A 24,766-nucleotide genomic window follows, 5' to 3' on the forward strand; every position below is an offset into this window, starting at 1 on the left:
TTACGCTACAGAGTTTAAATTGATGCAACATATAATTACACTCTTAACTAAACATATAAAAATCATAGATATCATGCGAAATTACTACGAAAAGAAATACCAAACATTACGAGAAAATAATTCAAATGCACTATTTCAAATTGTCGAAATATTGTTATATCAAAGCACTCCACCCAGAGTGCCTGAAAATAGCAATAAGTTTCAAGTTTTTTGGCAATCTGATTTTATTTCCGAACTTACATCTATCCACTTAAAAAATGAGAACTACCGTATCGCATTTGCCCAATATGTGCGCTACGGCAAGATTGATCTTCTTTTATGCCAAACAATTGCGGATATTTGTCCTGAAAGCTTTGTTATTGCAATACGAAAGTCAGGAATTATCAGTAAGATACAACATGAGAGTTGGCCAATCATTAAAGAATTATGCAGTACCAGCAAAAAACATGAATTACATGACTTTATTTCAATAGTTGAATATCTACAACATAGATATCAGAAACTGTTAAATACTTACAATGCCTTAAAGCAGAAAATTAACCTCGGTCAAATTACCATTATGCTTTACAGTAGCTTGTACGCTTATGAGCATCTGTTAGCGGAATCTAATCCGGGAAATCATGAAGTAACCATACCTTATCAAGTAGACAGCACTTGCCCAGTTACAATAGACGACTTGTGGCAGGCATTTGATGCCATCATCAGACAAACTTCTCCAGCTAAGAAGACCATTACAGAAAAAAGCCTCGCTTTGTTATGCCGAAATAAACTGATGCCTTTTCTAGTGGGCGAAGGTTTGACGCCTTTATTAATACAAGAATATGAGCAATTTAAACAACTGGTTGCATTAAGAGTTGAGTTGAGTTTGTACCGAAACTTTGTATTCAATACTTATAGTTATCAAGAAAAAACTGAATATTCTCTCTGTAATGAAAAACTGCGCCTGCATACGTCAGAAAAAGCTGATGCATGCGAATTTTTTGATGAAAAATTCAGCATCATTGGAGCTTACTGGCGGTGGCGTGGTATGCAGGAGTGTCAAGAAACACCATATTTTTTGCGTATGGACAGAGGAAAAAATTTAAAAGGAAATTTAATTGCCCTATCGGAAACACAAGCTGTTATTTTGCGCTTGCAGGAAGTGTTTGGTATCTACGAGCATATTTCCAATCAGCAGCACTTTGATTTGTTTGAAGCTGTTTTATCGCTAATGTTGTCTCAACAATTTTATAGAGCAGATTTCATTAGCAAATTTACTGATATGCAGAAAGAAGGCATCCATCCCTTTGAAGCCCTTTTTCTGTTGCTAGCTGAGGGGGTGATGATCGGAGAAAACCGTTTGCCGGTTACCTTTTCAGAAAAAAATCACAAGGCTGAACGCATGTCAAACTGGATTTTGACCAGTAGTAATTCTGTCAAAAAGAAAAAGGCTGAAGCCATTTTGGATTTTTGGTCACAAAATCTGCGTGAAATGTATAAAGGATCTTTTCAAGAATTACCTTATTATCAAATTGATAACATTGTTTTATCCCTTCCGCACCGCTTTGCTATACAAAATCTACATACCTCAGTCATTAATCATTTCCGTAAATTAAACAAAAACCGTGCAACGTTACTCCAAGAAACCAGTCGTATGGAAAAACAACTGGGCGACTTATTTAAAAAACATGGTTGGCAAGTTTTTGTGCAGCATATGCCTGAAAGCAATAATGTTGGAGAAATAGATTTAATTGTTATTTCAGATAAACATGTTTTAGTAATTGAATTGAAATCCAGCTTTATCAAACAAAGTATCCGTGAAATTTATGAATACCAGTATTTCGTATTAAAAAAAGCTGCTTATCAGCTTTCTCGAAAATGTGCCTATATTAAAAATACATTACTACCTAAGCTTGGCTACTCTTCCGAGCAATTATTACTGCATTCATGGATTGTTGATACTACATTGGAATTCGATCATCAATATATCGATGGGCACTTAAAAATTTCTTTGGAAGAGTTATTGATTCATCTGAATCAACATTCTGATTTTATGGAACGTTTTTTTGAAAAAGAAAATTCAAATAATCTACAAGAAATTGCTTTTTCAAGCCTGATTAAAGACATTGAACAAGATTGTTTTTGGCAAAACGAGCTGCCGCGTTTCTCAGGTAGACTGAAAGATTTAGAAGCGCGCTTTGGCTAGAAGAAATTAAGGTTACTTCAGGAGCTGTCTGAAATCTTGTTTTCAGACAGGCATTTTGTTGTGTCTGTTGCGCTATATACCACTAAATCATCCCGCTATATAATGCGGATTTTTCAAAACTGGTACTCAGATTTACATGACAAACAAACTGCCGCCGCGCCGTTTATCCGTGGCGCCCATGCTTGATTGGACAGATCGGCATTACCGTTATATGGCGCGGCAGATTACGCGCCATACGTGGCTTTATAGCGAAATGATTAATGCGGGAGCGATTGTTTTCGGTGATAAAGACCGATTTCTGCTGCGCAATGAATGTGAAAATCCGGTGGCATTGCAATTGGGCGGCAGCGAGCCGGCTGATTTGGCGAAAGCTGCGAAGGCTGCGGAGCAATATGGTTATGATGAAGTAAACCTTAATTGCGGCTGCCCCAGCCCGCGTGTTCAGAAAGGTGCGTTCGGGGCGTGTTTGATGCATGAGGTTGATTTGGTTGCCGATTGTTTGAATGCGATGCAGGATGCGGTGCAGATAGACGTGACCGTGAAGCACCGCATCGGCGTGGACAGGCAAACCGAATATCAGAGCGTGGTTGATTTTGTGGGCACGCTGGCTGCTAAAACGGCCTGCAAAACTTATATCGTACATGCCCGTAATGCTTGGTTGGACGGCCTTTCGCCGAAAGAAAACCGCGATGTGCCGCCGCTTAAATATGATTATGTTTACCGCTTGAAGCAAGAGTTTCCCGATTTGGAAATTATCATCAATGGCGGCATCAATACCAATGAGCAGATTGCTGCTCATCTGGAGCATGTTGACGGTGTGATGGTAGGGCGGGAGTGTTATCACAACCCGATGATTATGCGGCATTGGGATAGTTTGTTTTATGGCGATACTCGCGAGCCGGTTACTTACGAGGTGTTGGTGGCTAAGCTGCACGCGTATTCAGCCGAGCAGATTTCTGCGGGACGGGGCACGATTTTGCGCCACATGGTGCGCCATTATCTGGGCTTGATGCACGGCTTGAAAGGCGCGCGTACTTGGCGGCGTATGCTTTCGGACGCGGCATTGCTGAAGCCCTCCGATCCTAAGCTGATTAAAGACGCTTGGGCTGAAGTGGCCGGAGCCAATGATTTTCAGACAGGCATTTAAGTATGGCAAATAAACTTATTTTTTATCATGGTTTCGTCATGCTCGGGCTTGACCCGAGCATCCCAAGGGCATTGGAACTCACAAGATACCCGGGTCAAGCCCGAGTATGACGAAAGTGTTATTTTTTAAGTTTATTTGCTATAAGTTCAATAACTTAAATGCAGTGTTTTGAAAATTAACAATGCCTGTCTGAAAACTTTTTTCAGACAGGCATTGCTTTATGCAACGTTATCGGATTATTACCGCATCTATCAAACCTTGCGGATTACCGTTTCTCCTGCTTGCGGATAAGGTAAATTGCCCATGTGGCGAAAATGGCGGTGGGCAGCATGGCGGCGAGGAAGGGGGGCACGCCGTAGAGTTCGCTGGTAAAGCCGAACAGCCGGCCGGCGAAGTGAAATGCCAAGCCCAAGCAGATGCCGCCGAAGAGTTTCAAGCCCATATTGCTGTTGCGGGTGGATTGCGGGGTGAACGCATAGGCAACCAGCGCCATAATGGCCGCCGCAATCGGATACATCAGCTTGCGCCACCATTCAATCCGGTAAGTTTGAACCTGTTGGTTGTTGGCGCTCAGATGATTGATGTAGGCGGTAAGCGATGTGAGCGACATTTTGGCCGGGTTAACCAGCAATACGTCGAGCAGGCTGCTTTTCAGGCCGGTTTGCCATTGTTCTTCGGTTGCTTTGGCCGTTTGCACGCGGTTTTCACCGATGATGCTGCGTTCGATGTTGCGCAGGGTCCAAGTATCGTCTGCGCCGATCTGGGCGGACTCGGCAAACAGGCTTTCGCTCAGGCAGAAATTACTGTCGTGGCGGTAAATTTTGATTTGGCGCAGGCTGCGGTCGGGCAGCATTTCGCCCACATTGATGATGTCGTTGTTTTCCTTAATCCACAAGCCTTGCGAGCCGGCGCTGATGCGGCCGCTGGTGGCGGTGGCTTTCATGTTTTGAGCGTATTGGCTGGCTGCCGGAGCGGCAAATTCGCCCAATAATACGGTGGCAACGGCAAAAATCAGGCCGAATTTCAACAGGATGGTAATAATGTTTTTGGTGCTCATGCCGCTGGTTTTAATCACGGTCAGTTCGCTGTTGGATGCGAGCTGGCTCAGTGCAATCAAGCCGCCGATCAATACGGCCAGCGGCATTAAGTCATAAGCGTGAGAAGGTACTTGCATCACCACATACTGCATCACTTTCATGCCGTTGTAGCTGCCTTTGTCCATATCGCCGATTTCGTTGATGATGTCGAAAAAGCTGTATAAAGCCAACAGGGCAAGCAGCGAATAGGCAGACATGACGGTTAGCTGCTTAATCAGATAGCGGCTGATCAGTTTCATTTGACACCGCCTTTCAATGCCGTTTTCAAGGCTTGCGGAAAGGGTTGGGCGGGCATGGAGCGTATGCGCAGCAGGATAATGGCAGAACCTAAAATAATCAGATGCATGGACAGCAGGCCGAGCCAGAAATTCAGTTTGCCGTCTTCTACTGCGTTGCGTAAAAAGGTTAACCCGTTTTGATAAATCAGGAAAAAGCCGATGGCAAACAATATATTGTAAGTGTGGCCGGTGCGCGGATTAAAGTAAGACAGCGGCACTGCCAGCATACTCAGCAGCAACACGGAAATCGGCAGGCTGAGCCGCCACATAAGTTCGGCCTGATACTGCGGATTGTCGCTGCCGAACAGTTTCATGGTGGGAATGGTGCGGCGGTGGTCGATGGGGTTGATGATTTTCGGCGTGGCGCTGATAACGAGGCTTAAATGCTGAAATGACACTTCGTTCCAATCGGCTTTACCTGCGCTGCCGTTGTAGCGGTAGCCGTTACTGAGCTCCAAAGTGCGCTTATTGTCTTTTAGTGAAAACGTGCCTTCTTTGGCAAACACGATGCTTTCGCGCCCTTTGTCGTCATACTCGCGTAGAAACAGGTTTTTCATGATGCCGGATTCCGTGTCGAACCGCTCAACGAAATAAATGCGGCCGTTACTTTTGCCCAGCGCGCGGAACACGCCTTGCTCCACCAATGATAATTCCTGTTTTTGCTTTAAAATCTCGGCAAACTCGCGGCTGCGCAATTCGGCCCACGGCAACACGGCAAGCTGCATCACGGCAATTAAAATCGCGAAAGGTACGGCAAACTGCATCACCGGCCTGACCCATTGCTTGAGCGATAAACCGCAGGCAAGCCATACCGACATTTCACTGTCGCGCCAGTAACGGGTGAGCACCGTCAGCGTGCTGATATAGGCAGTGAGCACCAGCAAAAGCGGGGTCATGCCCAAAGTCCAGAAGCCGATTAGGGCGGCCACGGCATCCACGGCAACGCGCCCGTCGGCCGCACGGCCGAGCAGGTTGATGGCTTGGGTGGACACCAGAATAGCCAGCAGCACCAGAAAAATGCCGATGGCGGTAAACGTTAGCTCTTTAATGAAATTGCGCTGATAAATCATGTCGGGGTTTCAGACAGGCCTGAATGGAGTACAATCAGACATTTCTGCTTCATTTAGGTTCAAACAGGAAAGATGCCTGTCTGAAAAAAGATTAGGAGATAAACGTGGAATTTAGCACAAAAGCCGAAAAATTGCAGCCGAGCCAGAGCGCGGCAGCCCTGTATATTTGCACCGAAGCGCAGCCTTGCTGCCAAAACGGCGTGGAGCAAACCGCCGCTTTATTATGCGACTCGTTGGAAGAGAAAGAGAGCTTTGCGGCCGCTAAAACCGTTGAAAACGGCAAATTGCGCGCGGTAGCGGTGGTGCGTTTGAAAGATTTGGAGCGCAAAACCATTGAAAAAGCGGCAGAGGAAGCAGCGGCTTGGGCGCAAAAGCAAGAAAGCCTCGATATCTGCATTGCACCGTTTTGCAGCGAAAACGCGCCGCGCGTGGCCGAAGTGTTTACCGTTGCTTTAGGGCAGGCGGTGTACCGTTTCGACCGTTTCAAAAAAGAAGCCAAACCGGCGAAGCTGCAGCAGGTTGCATTTTTCCATCCCGAGCAGGCCGATAAAGTTCGGGCAGTGGTGGGAGCCACTGAAGCGCTGGTGTACGGCATGAATCTCTGTAAAGACTTGGGCAATACCGCGCCGAATGTGTGCACTCCGAAATATCTTGCCGACACCGCTAAAATCGAAGCCGAAAAATTCGGCGCTTCGGCTAAAATTCTGGAGCAATCCTATATTGAAAAAAACATGGGTTCATTTTGGTCGGTGGCCAAAGGCAGCGCGCAGGCGCCTTATCTGATTGAACTGAGCTGGTTTGGCGCTGCCGATAAAAACGCCGCGCCCGTGGTGCTGGTAGGCAAAGGCATCACCTTCGACACCGGCGGCATCTCTCTCAAGCCCGGAGAAGCCATGGACGAAATGAAATACGATATGTGCGGCGCGGCCAGCGTGATCGGCACGTTTGTTGCCGCCGTCAAAGCCAAGTTGCCGATTAACCTGATTGCCGTGGTGCCCACTTGCGAAAACATGCCGGATGCCGCCGCCAGCAAACCCGGCGACATCGTAACCGCTATGAACGGCACCACCATCGAAATTCTCAACACCGATGCCGAAGGCCGCCTGATTTTGTGCGACGCATTGAGCTATGCCGAGCAGTTCAAGCCCAAAGCCGTGGTGGACGTGGCTACACTTACCGGCGCCTGCATCATCGCATTGGGCCATATCGCCAGCGGCGTGATGGGCAACGATCAGGATTTGGTTGACAAGCTGCTGGAAGCGGGTAAAGAAACCAACGATAAAGCGTGGCAGCTGCCTCTGTTTGAAGAATACAAAGAGCAGCTCAAATCGAATTTCGCCGACTTGCAAAATATCGGCGGCCGCCCCGCCGGCACGATTACCGCAGCCATGTTCTTGTCAAACTTTACCGAAAACTACCCGTGGGCGCATTTGGATATCGCCGGCACCGCGTGGAAATCCGGCAAAGAAAAAGGCGCCACCGGCCGCCCCGTGCCGCTTCTGCTGCAATTTTTGAAAAACAGCGTTCAGTAAAAGCAGCATGTTTTTCAGACAGGCATTGATGTTTGCACACAAATGCCTGTCTGAAAAAATGATTCAGCGAGAAAACGGATTATTTAATGAACAAAAACATTATCTTCTGCTTGGCATTGCTGGGCTTAGCCGCCTGCCAACCGCAACAAAACGACGCACCCAAACAGCAGGCGGATGTGGTTGTTAAAGCGGACAAAGCAGCGCAGGGTGCGGTAAGCTCCGAGCAGAAACTCAAAGAATACCAAGCGCTTTTGGCTTGGGAAGCGCAGGCTGACAAGCAGATTGAAGGCTGGATGCAGGAATGGCGCAAGCGCCGGGCCGCGCATAAAAACGGCAGGCTCACAGATGAAGAAAACCGCGAAATGGCTAAGCAGGCCGGCGAAATTTACAGCAGCATCAACCAGCTGAATATTCACGATGCCGAAGTGAAAGCCTTGCAGCAAAATCTGCAAAAAAACCATCAGCTTTATATCCGGATGGGTGATTTCATCAATATTCAGCCCAAAGCGCGCACCGCCGAAATGCAGCGGGCATTTGCAGACATCACGCTGCTAACCCGGGAAGTTGAGCGGTTGAAAAATAAGCTGAATCAAGAATTCGGCATTAAACCTTAATACTGTTATACAAAACTATGCCGCAAGCCACTTTCTATACACATGTTGCCGATATTGCCGATTTTATCTGCCGCCTCAGCGTGCGGGCAGTAGAAAAAGGCGCGCGCGTGTTGGTGTGGGCGGAAGCCGAAGAAGAAATCGAGCGGATTGACCTCGATTTGTGGCGTAATCCGCCCGAAGGCTTTTTGCCGCACGAAATCTGGCATGCCGATACGGCCTATCCGCAGGATGTGCCTCTGGCGCTGGCCTATGGCAGCGAATTGCCGGAAATCGATGCTGAAATTGTGGTGTTGAACATTTCCGAGCACTTTTGGTGCGATGCGCCGGCGGCGCCTGAACGCGTGCTGGAAATCGTTGGCGAAAGTTTGGAAGAGCTGGCGGCTGCGCGGGAGCGCTTCCGGGCTTACAGGCAGCAGGGTTTCACCATCGAACATCACAATATGCAGGGAAAAGCCTGATTTTGCTTGCTGCGGGATTGGGCTGTCTTTAGAATGATGATTTAATAAAAAATCATTTGCTGAACTATCATGAACCAGCCCGACTTTTTCGAGATTCCCAGCCCGTGCATCGGCGTGTGCCGCATGAACGGCAAGGGCTATTGTCAGGGCTGTTTCCGCAGCCGCGAAGAGCGGCTTTATTGGCTTCAGATGACCGATGAGCAAAAACATCAAGTCATGCGCCTGATTGCCATGCGGCGCAAAAAAGTGCAACACGCGGCGTGGGAAAAAATGCAGCCGCACGAAGAAGCGCCTGAGCAGGAAGACTTGGGGTTTTAGGGCTTGAGAAACTCAATTCTCTTATAGAAACGGGTTTTCAGACAGGCCTTTCCTAATCCGTTACAATAATGCCTGTCTGAAACTTTTCAGACAGGCATTTCTACCTGATAACCAAATAATACACAATGAAACTCGACCGATTTAAAACCGCTGCGCTCGACCATATCGAACGCGGCTTGGGCTACACTTTCCGCGACCGCACCCTGCTTGCGCGTGCGCTCACCCACCGCAGCTATTCCGCCAACAATAACGAGCGGTTTGAATTTGTGGGCGACGCGATTCTCAACTACACCGTTGCCAAAATGCTTTACGACGTGTTTGCCAAGCTTTCCGAAGGCGAGCTTTCACGTTTGCGCGCCAATTTGGTGAATCAGGATGTGCTGGCCGAAATAGCAGTTGGGCTGAAAGTGGGCGACGGGCTGTTTCTCGGGCCGGGCGAATTGAAGAGCGGCGGTTTCAACCGCCCGTCTATTTTGGCAGACGCGATGGAGGCCATGTTTGCCGCCATCAGCTTTGATGCGGATTTCCATACCGCCGAGCAAACCGTGCGCCGCCTGTTTGCCGAAAAAATACGCACGATTGACTTTAAAAACCAGGGTAAAGACCCGAAAACTTTGTTGCAGGAAGCTTTGCAGGCGCGGCGTTTGGCTTTGCCGAAATACCGCATAGAAGCGCAAACCGGCGAGGGAAGCGATGCCGTTTTCGATGTCGCCTGCGATTTGGGGGAGCTGGGCTTTATTTCCTATGCACAAGCTTCCAGCCGCCGGGCCGCCGAGCAGGCCGCCGCCAAAGAGGCTTTCGGCTGGCTTGAGCAGCAACATCCTTTGAAAACCAAATCCAAGTAATGAAACAATGCCTGTCTGAAAAGTTTTCAGACAGGCATTCAAGAAAGCCAAATTAATGAATAAGACGATGAATATTGAAGAATTTCTCGCCGAGTCGCCGGAAAAGCAAGGCTACCGCTGCGGGTTTATCGCCATTGTGGGCCGCCCGAATGTGGGCAAGTCCACTTTGATGAACCATTTAATCGGCCAGAAAGTGAGCATTACCAGCAAAAAAGCGCAAACCACGCGCCATAAAGTGACCGGTATTTATACCGACGATACGGCGCAGTTTATTTTTGTGGACACGCCCGGTTTCCAAACCGAGCACCGCAATGCGCTCAACGAACGCTTGAATCTGAACGTAACCGAGACCATGGGCGGTGTGGACGCAGTCGTGTTTGTGATTGAAGCCATGCGCTTTACCGAAGCCGACCGCAGAGTCGTGCGCCTGTTGCCCAAGCATATTCCGGTGCTTTTGGTAGTAAACAAAATCGACCAAGCCAAAGCGCAAAACAAAGCCGCGCTGGATGAATTCATCACCCAAGTGCGTGCCGAATTTGAATTTGCGGGTGTGGAAGTGGTGAGCGCGAAACACGGGCTGGGTATTGCCAATCTTTTGCACGCACTCAAGCCCTTTTTGCCGGAAAGTGCGCCGCTTTACCCGGAAGACATGGTTACCGATAAATCCAGCCGTTTTCTGGCCACGGAAATCGTGCGCGAAAAATTGTTCCGTTATTTGGGCGAAGAGCTGCCTTATGCCATGAATGTGGAGATGGAGCAGTTTAAAGAAGAAGACGGAATGTACCGCATCTATATTGCCGTGTTGGTCGAGCGGGAAAATCAGAAGCCGATTGTGATCGGCAAAGGCGGCGAGAAGCTGAAGAAAATTTCCACCGAAGCGCGTTTGGATATGGAAAAGCTGTTTGACTGCAAAGTGTTTCTGAAAGTGTGGGTGAAAGTGAAGTCCGGCTGGGCGGACGACGTACGCTTTTTGCGCGAGCTGGGTTTGTAAGGCTTTATCATGCATTTATCGCCGGTATTGCAGTTTGCCCACGCGCTGATCAATGCCTGTCTGAAAAGCGGCGATTGCGCTTTAGACGGCACCGCAGGCAACGGGCACGATACTTTATGCCTGGCGCGCTGTGTGGGCAAAACAGGCAAAGTGTGGGCGTTTGACGTGCAGCCGCAGGCCTTGGCCAACACCGCCACGCGTTTGGAAGAAGCGGGTGAACGCAGCCAAGTGGAATTGGTTCAGACAGGCCATGAAAAGCTGGCAGATTATGTAAACCGGCCCATATCGGCCGCCGTGTTTAATTTCGGCTGGCTGCCCGGCGGCGATAAACGCTGTACCACGCAGGCTCATACCAGCATTCGGGCTTTGGCGGCCGCGCTGGCGCTTTTGAAACCGGGCGGGCTTTTGCTGGCCGTGCTCTATCCCGGGCATGAGGCGGGTAGGGAAGAGGCGGATGCGGTGGAACAATGGGCGGCCGCCTTGCCGCAAAACGAATGCTCGGTTTTGAAATACGGATTCGTCAACCAGATAAACCGGCCGCCTTATTTGTTGGCGGTGGAAAAAAGAGCGCATCATTGAGTTGGTTTCAAACAGCGCCGCGTGCTCTTGGGTTACAATAATGCCTGTCTGAAAAAACCAAAAAACCGGATTATGCCTTTTCTTGCTATCAAACATGCGCATGTTACCTTTGTGGTGATTACCATCATTTTATTTAACCTGCGCTATTTTTTACGCGTTGCGAAGCCCAACCGGCCGTTGCCTACCGTGTTGAAAATCGTGCCGCATATTAATGATACTTTATTGCTGATTACCGGCTTGTGGGCGATGAGCGTGGCCAAATGGGTGCCGTTCGGCAATGCTCATTGGCTGGGTGTGAAGCTGGTGTTGCTGGTGGTGTATATTATTGTCGGCTCCATTACCATGCGCGCCGTACCGCGTTCGCTGAAGTCTTCAATCGGCTACCTTGCCGGCTTGGCCTGTATCGCGGCTATTGTGTATTTGGCGTATGTCAAACCGTTTTGAATCAGGAATTTAAATGAATATTTTATTTATCGCCGACCCGATGGGCGGCTTTAAAACCTATAAAGACACCACTTACGCCATGATGCGCGAAGCCGCTGCTCGCGGCCACAAGCTTTTCCATACATTGGCTTCAGACCTTTCGGTGAAAAACGGTAAAGTGTATGCCAATGCCGCGCCGTTTGAATTTGTCGGCGCAAAAGATGATTACGACCGCAACTGGTTTGCCGCCGGTGCAGCCGAACCGGCAGCCTTAACCGGTTTCGATGCTGTTATTATGCGTACCGACCCGCCTTTTGATACGCAATATCTTTATTCCACGCAATTGCTCACGTTGGCCGAAACGAAAGGTGCAAAAGTGTTCAACAGCGGGCAATCTATGCGAGATTTCAACGAAAAGCTGGCGATTCTGAATTTCAGCCGGTTTATCTCGCCCACATTGGTTACCACTCGCGCAAACGATGTGCGCGCATTTTTGGCCGAACACGGCGACATTATCGTAAAACCGCTCGACGGCATGGGCGGCATGGGCATTTTCAGGCTCACGCAGCAGGACTTAAATATCGGCAGCATTTTGGAAACCTTGATGCAGATGGAAACGCGCACCATCATGGCGCAACGCTATATTCCCGAAATCGTGCAGGGCGACAAGCGCGTGCTGGTGATTAACGGTGAAGTAGTGCCTTTCGCTCTGGCGCGCATTCCGCAACAAGGCGAAACGCGCGGCAACCTCGCTGCAGGCGGGCGCGGCGTAGTGCAGGAATTGCGTGCGCGCGATCGTGAAATCGCCGAAGCGCTTGCGCCCGAATTGAAACGCAGAGGCATTATGCTGGCCGGTTTGGATGTTATCGGCGACTATCTCACCGAGGTAAACGTGACCAGCCCGACCGGCTTTCAGGAAATCATGAAGCAGAAAAACTGGGACGTTGCCGCCGCATTCATCAATGCGGTCGAATCGCAAGCGGCGCGTTGAACCGATATGTCTGTCTGAAAAAGCAGGCTTTCAGACAGGCATTGATTGATCAGGAAACGCAACACCATGAAACCGCAAGAAAAACCATCTTATGCCGAAGAGGTCAAAGGTAAAACGGGCATCAAACGCATTATTAATGCCATGCGCTATTCCGCCGAAGGTTTTGCAGCCGCTATGAGCGAGCAGGGCTTTAGGCAATTGGTTTATCTGAATACCGCGCTTACCGCCTTGAACCTGTTTCTGCCTTTCGGCCCTGCCACACGCATGATGCTGTTTATGGCTTCATGCATCACATTGATAGTAGAATTGTTCAACACCGGTTTGGAAGCTGCAGTCGACCACACTTCAATGGCGCGCCATCCTTTGGCCAAACGTGCGAAAGATGTGGGCTCCGCCGCGCAGAGCGTTGCTCTATTGTTGCTTGCAGTATTGTGGCTGATGGCTTTGTGGCGCGAATATGGTTTGAATCTATTTTGAAATATGAGGAGTGCAAAAATGAAAAAAACATTGTTCGGTTTATTGGCTGCCGGTATGTGCCAAATGGTTTTGGCGGATGCCATCAAAATAGAGCAACCGTGGGCGCGGCCTACCGTGGAAGGTATGCGTAATGGTGGCGCGTTTATGGTGTTAGAAAACCAGAGCGGTAAAGACGATGTGTTGGTGGGCGCATCTACGCCTGTTGCCAAATATACGGAAGTTCACGAGCATGTGCTTCAAGGCGATGTGATGCGTATGCGTGAAGTGAAAGGCGGATTGCCGCTCAAAGCCAATGAAAGCGTGGCTTTGAAACCAGGTGGCTACCACGTGATGCTGATGGGTTTGAAGCAGCCTTTGCAAAGCGGCAGCAAATTCCCGCTTACGCTGAAATTCAAACATGCCAAGCCGCAAACGGTGGAAGTGGAAGTGAGAAAAGCCGTGCATATGCCCGAGCATGGTCATCACCATAATCATTAATCTAGCTGTATAGCGATTGGTATTCCATTGACCTGATTATTTCGAGCACCCATGCAGCCGATTGAATATTGCCAGCACAAAGCCGCCGAAAGCGGCTCCAGCTTTTTGGCCGGATTCCGCTTCCTGCCGCAAAACCAGCGCGATGCTATGACCGTTTTATATGCTTTTTGCCGCGAAGTGGACGACGCAGTAGACGACTGCTCTGACCCGGGCGTGGCGCAAACCACGCTCAATTGGTGGCGCGGCGACTTGGCTGCCGTGTTTTCAGACAGGCTTCCCGAGCATCCGGTGAACCAGGCTTTGCAGGGCATTGTGCGCGAATTCGGCTTGCCGCATGAAGAGCTGGAAGAAATCATCAACGGCATGCAGATGGATTTGGAACAATCGCGCTATGCCGATTTTGAATCGCTCAAGCTTTATTGCCATCGTGTGGCCGGCGTAGTGGGGCGGTTGATTGCCCGCATTTTGGGCTTTAGCAACCCGAAAACACTGGAATACGCCGATAAAACTGGCTTGGCGCTTCAATTGACCAATATTATCCGCGATGTGGGCGAAGATGCCCGCCGCCGCCGCATTTATCTGCCGGTAGACGAGTTGCAGCGCTTCAATGTGCCGGCGCATGCCATTATGCAGAGCCAAGATACGCCGGAGTTCAAGGCTTTGATGGCATTTCAGATTGAACGCGCCCGGCAGGCTTACCGCGAAGCAGTGGCAGCGCTGCCGCCCGAAGACAGAAAAAACCAAAAAGCCGGCTTGGTGATGGCGGCGATTTATTATGCGTTACTCAACGAAATCGAGCACGACGGCGCGCAAAACGTGTTGAAATACAAAATTGCCATTCCCGGCCCGCGCAAAAAACGCATTGCCTTGAAAACCTGGCTGTTCGGATTCAAACCATGAAGATAAACCGCAAACCGAAAATCGCTGTGATCGGAGCAGGCTGGAGCGGATTGGCTGCCGCAGTCGGCCTTTGCCGCAAGGCAGACATAACCGTGTTTGAAGCCGGCAAGGCTGCAGGCGGCCGGGCACGTACGCTCAATGCCGACAAGGGCGGCTTCGCTTTTTTAGACAACGGCCAGCATATTCTGATCGGTGCGTATCACGGCGTGCGCACCTTACTGGAACACATCGACGTGAAGCCGGATAGCGTGTTCTTGCGTCAGCCGCTGCAATGGCATATGGCAGACGGCATGAAGTTTCAGACAGGCATTCTGCCCGCGCCGCTGCATATCCTAACCGCGGTATTGGGTGCGAAAGATATCGGGCTGGCCGATAAACTCGGTTTGCTTTGGCAAATGTCGGTGTTGCAGAAGCGGCAGCCAAGCGAGCCGGACGAAGCGGTTGCGCCGTGGTTGAGGGCGCAGCGTGCATCGCGCAGGCAACTGGCCGAATTTTGGACGCCTCTGGTGTTGGGCGCATTGAATACGCCGCCGGAACAAGCCAGCCTGAACACGCTTTGCCATGTGTTGCGCGACGGCGTGTGGGCGGAAAAAAGCGCAGGCGATTTCTGGCTGCCCAAATGCAGCTTGGGCGAATTGCTGCCCGAACCTACCGTTGCCTGTCTGAAAAAATACCATGCCCAAGTGCGCTTGGGCGAACGTGCTGCTGCTTTGGAATGCCTGCCTTATGATAAAGTCGGCGTGAACGGGCAGACTTTTGATGCAGTGATTCCGGCTGTGGCGCCTTACCATATAGCCGCGCTGTTACCCGAAGATACGCCCGAGGCTTTCAGACAGGCATTGGATACTTACCGTTACCATGCGATTACCACGGTTTATCTGCGCTATCGGGAAGAAATCAATCTGCCCGCCGCGATGACCGGCTTGGCAGTTGGTACCGCCCAATGGCTGCTCGACCGCGGCCGCTTGGGCTTGGGCAAGCATGAAATAGCGGCTGTGATCAGCGTGTCGGAAACGCTGGGTTTGAGCAACGAAGCGCTGGCAACGCGCGTACATGCAGATGTGGCACGCATTTGCCCGAATATCGGCCAACCGCTGGAATCACGCGTGATTACTGAAAAACGCGCCACTGTGGCTTCTACCGTTAACCGGGTGCGCCCTGATTGCGCATGGCTGCACCACAAAAATATTTATCCCGCAGGCGATTACCTGCACCCGCATTATCCCGCCACGCTCGAAGCCGCCGTGCAAAGCGGCCAGCAGGCAGCCGCGTTGGTGGCAAACCGGTTTAATCTTTAAAACAAAAGGAAATGGTTATGGGCGATAAGCTTCAAAATAGAAATATTCTGATTACCGGCGCATCACAAGGCATCGGCGCGCAAGTAGCCAAAGCATTTGCAGCCGAAGGTGCAACCGTGATTCTGGTGGCGCGTCATCAGAAAAAAATGGAAAAAGTGTATGACGAAATCGTAGCCGCCGGACATAACGAACCTTATGCCGTTTGCTTCGATTTGATGGTAGCGGAAGAGAAAGAATTTGATAATTTGGCCAAAACCATTGCCGATGCTACAGGCAACAAGCTCGACGGCATCGTGCACTGCGCCAGCTATTTTTATGCACTCTCTCCGCTGGACTTCCAAACCGTAGCGGAATGGGTAAACCAATACCGCATCAATACCGTAGCGCCTATGGGGCTGACCCGTGCGTTTTTGCCGCTGCTGAAAGAATCGCCCGATGCTTCCGTGATTTTCGTGGGCGAAAGCCATGGCGAGAAACCGCAAGCCTATTGGGGCGGCTTCGGCGCATCCAAAGCCGCGCTCAACTATTTATGCAAAGTGGCTGCCGACGAGTGGGAGCGTTTTGAGAACTTGCGCGCCAACGTGTTGGTGCCGGGCGCAGTCAATTCCCCGCAGCGCATCAAAACCCATCCGGGCGAAGCGGCCGTAGAACGCAAAGAAATCGGCGACATCATGCCCGATTTCGTGTATTGGGCAAGCGGGGAAAGCAGAGGGCGGACGGGAGAAATCGTATATCTGTAATGCCTGCATTAAAAAATGCCTGTCTGAAAAGTTTTCAGACAGGCATTTACTTTTGTAACGACTTATGTAAGTGGATTAACTATAGTCAATCCACTTACATAATAACGATACCGTCATACTCGGGCTTGACCCGAGTATTTCCTAAATTTACCGAAACTCAAGATACTCGGGTCAAACTCAAATATGACGAGTGTGTTATTTTTAAGTTGATTCACTATATAACAAGTGTACGGTTTTTTATCGGCAAAGGGCAGCCTGTTAAAGTCGCCCCTTAATTGTTTTATCCCAAAGCCTTGCGCGCGCCGGCAAACAGGCGGTACCAGCCGGAAAGTTCGCTGTCTTGCCAATCGTCGGGATGCCAGCTCATTTGGGCGGTGCGGTATACGCGCTCGGGGTGCGGCATCATGATGGTGACGCGGCCGTCGGCGTTGGTAACGCCCGCGATGCCTTGCGGCGAGCCGTTGGGGTTGAGCGGGTAGGTTTGGGTAACTGCGCCCAAGCCGTCCACGTATTGCAGGGCGATATTGAGGCTGTCTGAAATCTTGCCACCGATATGGGCGAAATCGGCGCGACCCTCGCCGTGGCTCACCACGACGGGGAGGCTGCTGCCTTGCATTTCGGCCAGAATCAGCGAGGGCGATTTGGGCACGTTGATCATGCTCAGGCGGGCTTCAAACTGTTCGCTTTGGTTGCGTTTGAACTTCGGCCAGCCTTGCGTGCCGGGAATGATTTCCGCCAAGTTGCTCACCATTTGGCAGCCGTTGCACACGCCCAAAGTGAGCGTGTCGCCGCGCTCGAAGAAGGCGCTGAACTGGTCGCGCAATTCGGGATGGAACAGGATGGATTTCGCCCAGCCTTCGCCCGCGCCCAACACGTCGCCGTAGCTGAAGCCTCCGCAAGCAGTGAGCATTTGGAAGTCGGCCAGTTTCACGCGGCCGGCCATCAAGTCGCTCATGTGTACGTCGTAAGCGTCGAAGCCAGCGCGGGTAAAGGCGGCGGCCATTTCCACCTGCCCGTTCACACCTTGTTCGCGCAATACGGCGATTTTCGGCTTGGCACCGCTTGCGATAAACGGTGCGGCGATGTCTTCTTTGAGGTCGAATGTCAGGTCGGCAAACAGTGCGCTGCGTTGGTTGTCTTTCAGCAGGGCAAATTCGCTGTCGGCGCATTCAGGGTTGTCACGCAGACGTTGGATTTGGTGGCTGGTTTCTTGCCAGATTTGTTGCAGTTTGATTAAGTCGTCAGAAATAAGGTGTGTCTGCCCGTCGTGGATGATGAGCATATTTTCATCGGTCGGAACACCAATTTCAAAGACATTGTGATGCAGCTGTCGTTGATAGAATAAATTGATAATATTGCCAACATCTTGTTTCTTAACTTGGATAACCGCACCTAATTCTTCATTAAATAATGTGCGGGCAATGGTTTCTTGCCATTCTGCCAACGTTTTTACCTCTTCTGTTTGCAATGATTGAGACAGAGCGGTATGGTTGGTAATAAATGTTTGTGCAAGCAATAAATTTAAATCTACATCTAAGCCGTAACGTCCCGCAAACGCCATTTCCGCCAGAGTCGCAAACAAGCCGCCGTCGCTGCGGTCATGATAGGCCAGCAGTTTATCTTCGGCCACAAGCTGCTGCATCACTTCATAAAACGCTTTCAGACGGCCTGCCTCGATATCCGGCGCTTCGCCTGCCATATCGTTATACACTTGGCTTAAGGCCGAGCCGCCCATGCGCGCTTTGCCGAAGCCCAAGTCCACGGCCAGCAATACGCTGTCGGCCACGTTTTTCAATTCGGGCGTAACGGTTTTGCGCACGTCTTGTACCGGCGCGAAACCGGTGATGATCAGGCTCAACGGCGATGTAACCGATTTTTGCGCGCCGTTGTCTTTCCACACGGTTTTCATCGACAGCGAATCTTTGCCCACGGGAATGCTGATGCCCAGTTCCTGACAGGCTTGCGACACGGCTTCGACGGTGCGGTAGAGTTTTTCGTCTTCGCCGGCATTGCCGCAGGCGGCCATCCAGTTGGCAGAGAGTTTGATGTTGCCGATGTCGCCGATATTCACGCCGGCGAGGTTGGTCAGCGTTTCGCCGATGGCCATGCGGCCGGAAGCGGGTGCGTCGAAGAGGGCGACGGTCGGTTTTTCGCCCATGGCCATGGTTTCGCCTTTGTGGGTGTTGAAGCCCATCATGGTAACGGCGGCATCAGCCACGGGGGTTTGGTATTTGCCGACCATTTGGTCGCGGTGGGTCATGCCGCCGACGCTGCGGTCGCCGATGGTAATCAGGAAGTTTTTGGCGGTCACGGTGGGCAGGCGCAACACGCGGTAGGCGGCCTCTTTCAGGTCGATATGGCTACCTGAAAACGGTTTTTCAGACGGCCTTACGGTGTGGTCGCTGCGGGTGGTTTTGGGTGGTTTGCCGAGCAAGACGTTCAGCGGCAAATCAACGGGGTTGTTGCCGTACAAATCGTCGCGCACTTGCAGATGGCCGTCGTCGGTGGCAGTGCCGACCATGGCAAACGGGCAGCGTTCGCGTTCGCAGATTTCGCGGAATAAATCGAGGCTCTCCGGCAAAATCGACAACACATAACGCTCTTGCGCTTCGTTACACCAAATCTGCATCGGGCTTAGGCCGTGTTCTTCCAGCGGTACGTCGCGCAGTTTGAACACCGCGCCGCGGCCGGCGTCGTTGACCAATTCTGGGAAGGCGTTCGACAAGCCGCCGGCACCGACGTCGTGAATCGACACAATCGGATTGTTTTTGCCGAGCTGCCAGCAGCGGTCGATCACTTCCTGCGCACGGCGTTCGATTTCGGGGTTGCCGCGCTGTACCGAGTTGAAGTCCAAATCGGCCGCGTTGCTGCCGGTATCCATAGACGAGGCCGCGCCACCGCCCAAACCGATCAGCATGCCGGGGCCGCCGAGTTGCACCAATAACGCGCCTTCGGGAATTTGGTCTTTATGGGTTTGGCCTGCCTGAATGTTGCCCAAACCGCCGGCAATCATGATGGGCTTGTGGTAGCCGCGCATTTGGCCTTCGAATTCTTCTTCAAATGTGCGGAAATAGCCCAAGAGGTTGGGGCGGCCGAATTCGTTGTTGAACGCCGCGCCGCCGATGGGGCCTTCGATCATGATGTCGAGCGGGCTGCTGATGTGGTCGGGCTTGCCGTAGCCGCCTTCCCACGGTTGTTTGAAGCCGGGGATGTTGAGGTTGGACACGGTAAAGCCGGTCAAACCCGCTTTCGGGCGCGCGCCTTTGCCGGTGGCGCCTTCGTCGCGGATTTCGCCGCCCGCACCGGTGGCTGCACCCGCGAAAGGCGCGATGGCGGTGGGGTGGTTGTGGGTTTCCACTTTCATCAGAATGTGTGTTTCTTCCTCGCTGAAGCGGTAGCCTTGCTGTTCGCCCGCGCGCGGGTAGAAACGCTCGATTTTCGCGCCTTCGATAATGGAGGCGTTGTCTTTATAGGCCACAATAGTGCCTTCGGGATGGGCGTTGTGGGTGTCGCGGATCATGCCGAACAGCGATTTGGGCTGTTTTTCGCCGTTTAAGATGAAGTCGGCATTGAAGATTTTGTGGCGACAGTGTTCTGAGTTGGCCTGAGCGAACATCATCAGCTCGACATCGCTGGGGTTGCGCTGCAAGGCTTGGTAGTTTTCCAGCAGATAGTCGATTTCGTCGGGCGACAGCGCCAAGCCCAGTTCGCTGTTGGCTTGTACCAAAGCGTCTTTGCCTTTGCCTAACACATCAACGGTGGCAAAGGTCTGCGCTTCGGGGTGGGCGAAGAGCTGTGAGGCCGTCTGAAAATCAGGCAGCACGCTTTCGGTCATGCGGTCGTGCAAGAGGGCGGCCCATTGCTGCTTTTGTTCGGCGTTCAGTTCGCCTTTCACCCACACCGCCATGCCGCGCTCGATGCGCTCGATGTGTGCCAAGCCGCAGTTGTGCGCGATGTCGGTGGCTTTGGATGCCCACGGCGAAATGGTGCCGATGCGGGGGGTGATTAAAAACAAATGCAGGCTGTTTTCGGCTTCGGGTGTTTTCTCGACACTTTCTGCTGCTAACAAAGCCTGCAATTTTGCTGTGGTTTCGTTGTTTAGCGCGGATTCGCTGCTTACGAAATACCAGAATTCGCTGCTTAATTCTGCTTTCGGCAGGCCGGCGGCCGCGGCTTTTTGCAGGAGTTTTTCGATGCGGAAATCAGACAGGGCGGCAACGCCGCGCAAGGGCAATACGACGGACATGTGGCTTTCTCTTAAAATCAGTTGGGAGATAGGGTAGATTCAGAAAAATGAAGCTGAATTATACGTTGAAAACGCTTTTTCCGCTTGGGAAATTGTTTGCAATTTGAGTGGATTTTGCTTGTGTGTGAATAAACGGATTGGATGGTTTGATCGGGCGTGTGAATTCCAATTGCATAATGCTTTGATTTTTTTTCAGCGCAGAATTGCACGGAAAAGTTGGGCAAGATCATGGAATTATTGGGTTGGGCAACTATAAACGACATAAAGTAGCAGGCTGTGTCATAATGCCTGTCTGAAAATGAAATAAGCTTTTGGGAAAGGTTGCGGAATTTTGAACGTCAATATATGGTTGGTCCGGCGCAAGCATAAGATTGTACGGATTATGCTGTGGATGCTTTTGTTTAGCTGGCTGATGCTGGGTGTGAGCATGTATAAAACCGGCAAAGTCGATTGGCAGAGTGCGCAGCTTTATTCAGAGCACGGTATGGCGGTGTGGTTGGGTGAGGAAGGCAAGGAATTTAAAGCTGAGAAAGACGGGCGCGAGTTTACGTTTTTCTGCGGCAAAAACCATCCTTTCTGCCGCGCGTTGAGCCAGTATGAAAACCGGCATAATGTAGCGGCCAAGCCGCAGGAGCGGCTGGTGGCGGATTTGAAATATTTGGGCGTGGAGGAAGGCAATGTGTTGCTGGCTGCTGCCTTTACCGATGAGCTGACGCAAGAGCGGGTGGAACAGAATTATCCGAAAGCGCTGGTTGACGAGCAGGTTACGCTGCTGGAGAAACAGGCGGCGGGCTGGGCGCGCGTGTTTGTGTATCTGCGCCATGTGTTTTTTACAGTGTTTTTTCTCCTGCTGCTGGTGCGGCTTTATATTGTGGTTTTCGAGCAGAAAATCTTGCGGCGGATGCAGTAGGGAAATTAAAGCGTCATTATTATTGTTTCAGACAGGCATATTGCGTTATTTGAGAATTTGAGGAAACTATGAAAAAAATCGAAGCCATTATCAAACCTTTTAAATTAGACGATGTGCGCGAGGCGCTTACCGAAGAGGGTATTGCGGGCATGACGGTGAGTGAAGTGAAAGGTTTCGGCCGCCAGAAAGGCCACACGGAAATTTATCGCGGGGCGGAATATGCGGTGGATTTTCTGCCGAAAGTGAAGCTGGAAATCGTGTTGGGCGACGATATGGTGGAGCGTGCGGTTGAGGTGATTGTGGAAGCGGCGCGTTCGGGCAAAATCGGCGACGGTAAAATTTTTATCTTGCCGGTTGAAGAGGCCATCCGCATCCGAACCGGTGAAACTTCGGATGCGGCGATTTGATCATTGAAACTGTTTGAAACGTTTGCAATAGAATGCCTGTCTGAAAAGTTTTTTCAGACAGGCATTTAAGTTGCACCGAAACGTTAACCCAGCATCAGACTCTGGCCGATAAATTCGCCTTTTTTGACGCCCGGAAGGGTGAAGAAATAGCCGCCGCCGAAGGGGCTGATGTATTCTTCCAGCGGCTCGAGATCGAGCAGTTTTTGCACGAAGATAAAGCCGTCGTCAAGGTTCGCTTGGTAGCAGATAAATACCAAACCTACGTCTAATTGGCCCGATTTGGCTAGGCCGCGCGAATAGTTGAAGGGGCGGCGGAAGAGTTGGTGTTTTTTCATAAACTCGGGATCGCGCGGGTTGGCCAAACGCATATGGCTGTCTTGGGGGATGGTTTTGCCCTCGGGGTCTTTGGCATAGTCGGGCGTATCCTGTTCTTTTTTCATGCCTAATGGTGCGCCGCTGTATTTTTCGCGCCCGAAAATGGCTTCTTGTTCTTGCAGGGGCGTTCTGTCCCAGAATTCTACGAAATGGCGGATAATCCGCACGGCCTGATAAGTGCCGTTTTTGGCCCATGCCGGTTCGTCGAGGCTGTTGGGTGCCACGCCCGTCCATAACACCGCATCGGCGGTTTTGGGATTGGAAACGTCGGGGTTGGCCGACCCGTCGTGGAAACCGAGCAGATTACGGGGGGCGGAACCGGGCGTGGTTTTGGGCAGGAAGCCGTCAACGCTCCAGCGAACCACGGCAAATTGGGCGGTGTTTTTGATGATGTCGCGCAGGGCGTTTTGGCAGGTTTCGGGGCTGAGGGCGCAGATTTGCAGGCTGATGTCGCCGTCGCACCATTCTGCGGCCAGTTTGTCGTTGGGGAAGCGTTTCATTTCTTGCAGATGTTTGGGTTTTTTGGCTTCAAGGCCGAAACGCTTGTCAAAGAGGCTGTCGCCGACGGATACGGTAACGGTGAGGCCGTCGCTCGGCATTTGTTTGCCCAAGATGCCGCTGCCTGCGGGCGGCAGTTTGGCATCGCCGTCTTGCAGCTCACCGCCTTGTGTAAGGAATTCGATGCGGGTGGTGAGCACGCGGAAGAAGTTGATTAATTGGGATGCGTTGTTGGCGGTGATGTCGAAGGCGCACATGATGGAGAAAGGCTGGTGCGGCGTGGTAATGCCTGCCTGATGGGTGCCGTAGCAGTCGTAGCGTTGTTTGCTGTGCATGTTGGCGGCGGTTTTTTCTTCCTGCTTGCCGAATTTGATGCCGCCGAGCGCGCCTGCGGCAACACCGGCTCCGGCGATGGCGGCGGCTTTAAACAAATTGCGTTTGCTTTTGTCGGGTGTTTGGTTGGGGTCTGACATATCGGTTTCCTTGTTTTCAGACAGGCCTGTCTGAATTTATGGTTATTGGACATAATGACCGTACGCACCATAGTCAATTCATTTAAGTTTAATAACGAGACCGTCATACTCGGGCTTGACCCGAGTATCTCTTAAAGTTACTGCAACTCAAGATACTCGGGTCAAGCCCGAGTATGACGAGCGTACTATTTTTTAAGTTGATTCACTACAAAACGCGGGCAGAACCCACGTTTTAGTGTTCTGCCTTTTTTCAGACAGGCATCAATTCAAACCCAATGTGCCGCGCAATTGAGCCAAGTCTTCGGCCAATGCGTTGATGGGCGCTTGTAGGGTTTTGCGGTCGGCTTCGGAGAGTTTGTCATAAGTTTCAAAGCCGTTGGCGGTTTTGTATTTGGCCAGAATGTCGTTTACCTGTTTGAAGTTGGCATCGGTTTTATCCAACAGCGCTTTGTTTTTCTCGGTAATCATCGGGCGGAAAAGCTCGACGATTTTTTGTGCGCCTTCCACATTGGCGTTGAAGTCGCTTAAATCGGTGTGGCTGTAGCGGTCTTCTTCTCCGCTGATTTTGCTGCCGGCCACTTCTTCAATCAACACGGCGGCACCGCCTACCACTTTGTTCGGCGGGAAGGTCAGTGCGTCGATTTCTGTTTGCAGTTTTTTCACGTCTGCTTCCAGTTTGTCGGCCACTTCTTTCACGCCGTCGGTGGATTTTTCAACCCATAAAGCGTATTCGATGCGGTGGAAGCCGGTGAATTCCGGATCTTTCGGGCCTTTTTTGAAGTCGTCCTCACGCGCGTCGATGGCGGGGTCGAGCTCGTTAAACAATTCGGCAATCGGCTCGATGCGCTCGTAATGGGTGCGTGTGTCGGCAAATTTGGCTTTGGCATCTTCAATTTTGCCTGCTTTCACGTCGGCAACGAAGGCGGCGGTTTTCTTCACGAGCTCGGCGGCTTCGGCTTGAACGTAGGTTTTGTAGTCAGCCAGCGGTTGGGCAAGTTTTTCCAGGTTGGCGGTGTTGTCGGCAGGTTTGAAGCCACTGTCGGTTACGATCAGTTTGCCGCGCGGGTTGGTAAGCAGGCCGCAGGCCATTTCGTATTCGCCGGGCAGGAGGGTAACGGTCATTTTGTCAGACAGGCCGGGGGCGATGTTTTCGCGCTCGTCCACCACCATCACGCCTTTGAGGATTTCCCATTCGAGTTTGCGGCCGCTGTTGTTCTTGATGTTGAACACGGTTTCGCCGCTGGGCACGGTCAGCTCCATCGGGTCGCAGGCGCTGTCGTTAACGGCAATGTTGAACGATCCGTCAGGGTTTTTGGTTTGGGCCGCACCTGATGCACCGGAAGCCGGGGCTGCGGTTTTTTCCGCCTCGGGCGGTTGGCAGCCAGACAAGCCTAATGCAATTAAGATAGATAAAGCAGTTAGGTTGGATTTATTCAT

The 24,766-nt window shown here is 51.3% G+C and carries 23 protein-coding genes; 18 read left to right on the plus strand and 5 right to left on the minus strand.

The features are described from left to right. Window positions 1-73: 73 nt before the first annotated feature. Both AKG09_RS01510 and dusA read left to right on the plus strand, forming a co-directional pair. Window positions 74-2,185 carry a nuclease-related domain-containing protein gene (locus AKG09_RS01510; RefSeq protein ID WP_197272086.1) on the plus strand — a complete coding sequence of 704 codons (2,112 nt, stop codon included), beginning with the start codon at window positions 74-76 and terminating at the stop codon, window positions 2,183-2,185. Between the two features lie 136 nt (window positions 2,186-2,321). Beyond that, on the plus strand, window positions 2,322-3,332 hold the full coding sequence (dusA, locus tag AKG09_RS01515; protein WP_054617729.1) for a tRNA dihydrouridine(20/20a) synthase DusA: 1,011 nt from the start codon (window positions 2,322-2,324) through the stop codon (window positions 3,330-3,332). A 265-nt stretch (window positions 3,333-3,597) separates the two neighbouring features. Here the strand turns inward: dusA and lptG are convergent, their stop codons facing one another. Further along, window positions 3,598-4,668 carry an LPS export ABC transporter permease LptG gene (lptG, locus tag AKG09_RS01520; RefSeq protein ID WP_054617730.1) on the minus strand — a complete coding sequence of 357 codons (1,071 nt, stop codon included), beginning with the start codon at window positions 4,666-4,668 and terminating at the stop codon, window positions 3,598-3,600. After that, window positions 4,665-5,777: an LPS export ABC transporter permease LptF gene (gene lptF / locus AKG09_RS01525; protein WP_054617731.1), complete on the minus strand. Its 1,113-nt coding sequence runs from the start codon at window positions 5,775-5,777 to the stop codon at window positions 4,665-4,667. Before lptF ends, lptG begins: the two co-directional genes overlap by 4 nt. 104 nt (window positions 5,778-5,881) lie before the next feature. Here lptF and AKG09_RS01530 point away from each other — a divergent pair, with 104 nt between their 5' ends. From AKG09_RS01530 to AKG09_RS01595, 14 genes are all read left to right on the plus strand, one after another. Then, window positions 5,882-7,309 (plus strand): leucyl aminopeptidase, encoded by a 1,428-nt coding sequence (locus AKG09_RS01530; protein WP_054617732.1) that lies wholly within the window; start codon window positions 5,882-5,884, stop codon window positions 7,307-7,309. A gap of 86 nt (window positions 7,310-7,395) precedes the next feature. Next, a complete protein-coding gene (locus AKG09_RS01535) occupies window positions 7,396-7,923 on the plus strand; it encodes a hypothetical protein (protein ID WP_054617733.1) in 528 nt (175 codons plus the stop codon). Between the two features lie 17 nt (window positions 7,924-7,940). After that, window positions 7,941-8,381, plus strand: coding sequence for a DNA polymerase III subunit chi (locus AKG09_RS01540; protein WP_054617734.1), 441 nt, complete (start codon window positions 7,941-7,943; stop codon window positions 8,379-8,381). 69 nt (window positions 8,382-8,450) lie between these two features. Beyond that, window positions 8,451-8,699 carry a DUF1289 domain-containing protein gene (locus tag AKG09_RS01545; protein ID WP_054617735.1) on the plus strand — a complete coding sequence of 83 codons (249 nt, stop codon included), beginning with the start codon at window positions 8,451-8,453 and terminating at the stop codon, window positions 8,697-8,699. Between the two features lie 125 nt (window positions 8,700-8,824). Continuing rightward, window positions 8,825-9,544: a ribonuclease III gene (gene rnc, locus AKG09_RS01550; RefSeq protein WP_054617736.1), complete on the plus strand. Its 720-nt coding sequence runs from the start codon at window positions 8,825-8,827 to the stop codon at window positions 9,542-9,544. A gap of 67 nt (window positions 9,545-9,611) precedes the next feature. Beyond that, window positions 9,612-10,535 (plus strand): GTPase Era, encoded by a 924-nt coding sequence (gene era / locus AKG09_RS01555; protein WP_054617737.1) that lies wholly within the window; start codon window positions 9,612-9,614, stop codon window positions 10,533-10,535. A 9-nt stretch (window positions 10,536-10,544) separates the two neighbouring features. Then, window positions 10,545-11,114, plus strand: coding sequence for a class I SAM-dependent methyltransferase (locus AKG09_RS01560; protein ID WP_054617738.1), 570 nt, complete (start codon window positions 10,545-10,547; stop codon window positions 11,112-11,114). Window positions 11,115-11,186: 72 nt separating this feature from the next. Then, window positions 11,187-11,558 (plus strand): SirB2 family protein, encoded by a 372-nt coding sequence (locus AKG09_RS01565; RefSeq protein ID WP_054617884.1) that lies wholly within the window; start codon window positions 11,187-11,189, stop codon window positions 11,556-11,558. Between the two features lie 13 nt (window positions 11,559-11,571). Beyond that, window positions 11,572-12,528 carry a glutathione synthase gene (gene gshB / locus AKG09_RS01570; RefSeq protein ID WP_054617739.1) on the plus strand — a complete coding sequence of 319 codons (957 nt, stop codon included), beginning with the start codon at window positions 11,572-11,574 and terminating at the stop codon, window positions 12,526-12,528. A gap of 66 nt (window positions 12,529-12,594) precedes the next feature. After that, complete coding sequence (locus AKG09_RS01575) at window positions 12,595-13,005, plus strand: diacylglycerol kinase (RefSeq protein ID WP_054617740.1); 411 nt, start codon at window positions 12,595-12,597, stop codon at window positions 13,003-13,005. Between the two features lie 18 nt (window positions 13,006-13,023). Then, the gene (locus tag AKG09_RS01580; RefSeq protein WP_054617741.1) at window positions 13,024-13,482 is read left to right on the plus strand and encodes a copper chaperone PCu(A)C; all 459 of its coding nucleotides are present in this window, start codon (window positions 13,024-13,026) and stop codon (window positions 13,480-13,482) included. 51 nt (window positions 13,483-13,533) lie between these two features. After that, on the plus strand, window positions 13,534-14,382 hold the full coding sequence (hpnD, locus tag AKG09_RS01585) for a presqualene diphosphate synthase HpnD (protein WP_054617742.1): 849 nt from the start codon (window positions 13,534-13,536) through the stop codon (window positions 14,380-14,382). Then, window positions 14,379-15,680 carry a hydroxysqualene dehydroxylase HpnE gene (gene hpnE, locus AKG09_RS01590; protein ID WP_054617743.1) on the plus strand — a complete coding sequence of 434 codons (1,302 nt, stop codon included), beginning with the start codon at window positions 14,379-14,381 and terminating at the stop codon, window positions 15,678-15,680. Before hpnD ends, hpnE begins: the two co-directional genes overlap by 4 nt. A gap of 11 nt (window positions 15,681-15,691) precedes the next feature. Next, the gene (locus AKG09_RS01595; RefSeq protein ID WP_369814073.1) at window positions 15,692-16,420 is read left to right on the plus strand and encodes an SDR family oxidoreductase; all 729 of its coding nucleotides are present in this window, start codon (window positions 15,692-15,694) and stop codon (window positions 16,418-16,420) included. A gap of 280 nt (window positions 16,421-16,700) precedes the next feature. Here AKG09_RS01595 and purL read toward each other — a convergent pair whose 3' ends face one another. Further along, window positions 16,701-20,666, minus strand: coding sequence for a phosphoribosylformylglycinamidine synthase (gene purL, locus AKG09_RS01605; protein WP_054617746.1), 3,966 nt, complete (start codon window positions 20,664-20,666; stop codon window positions 16,701-16,703). A gap of 391 nt (window positions 20,667-21,057) precedes the next feature. On the opposite strand from purL, the gene AKG09_RS01610 reads away from it, so the two are divergent. Together AKG09_RS01610 and AKG09_RS01615 are read left to right on the plus strand one after the other, a co-directional pair. Further along, window positions 21,058-21,576, plus strand: coding sequence for a hypothetical protein (locus AKG09_RS01610; protein ID WP_156320766.1), 519 nt, complete (start codon window positions 21,058-21,060; stop codon window positions 21,574-21,576). Window positions 21,577-21,644: 68 nt separating this feature from the next. Continuing rightward, a complete protein-coding gene (locus tag AKG09_RS01615) occupies window positions 21,645-21,983 on the plus strand; it encodes a P-II family nitrogen regulator (RefSeq protein ID WP_054617748.1) in 339 nt (112 codons plus the stop codon). 83 nt (window positions 21,984-22,066) lie between these two features. Here the strand turns inward: AKG09_RS01615 and efeB are convergent, their stop codons facing one another. Together efeB and efeO are read right to left on the minus strand one after the other, a co-directional pair. Next, window positions 22,067-23,329, minus strand: coding sequence for an iron uptake transporter deferrochelatase/peroxidase subunit (gene efeB / locus AKG09_RS01620; protein ID WP_054617749.1), 1,263 nt, complete (start codon window positions 23,327-23,329; stop codon window positions 22,067-22,069). A 261-nt stretch (window positions 23,330-23,590) separates the two neighbouring features. Next, window positions 23,591-24,766, minus strand: coding sequence for an iron uptake system protein EfeO (gene efeO, locus AKG09_RS01625; protein ID WP_054617750.1), 1,176 nt, complete (start codon window positions 24,764-24,766; stop codon window positions 23,591-23,593).

The organism is Neisseria sp. 83E34 (genome assembly GCF_001308015.1).
Taxonomy (GTDB): domain Bacteria; phylum Pseudomonadota; class Gammaproteobacteria; order Burkholderiales; family Neisseriaceae; genus Neisseria.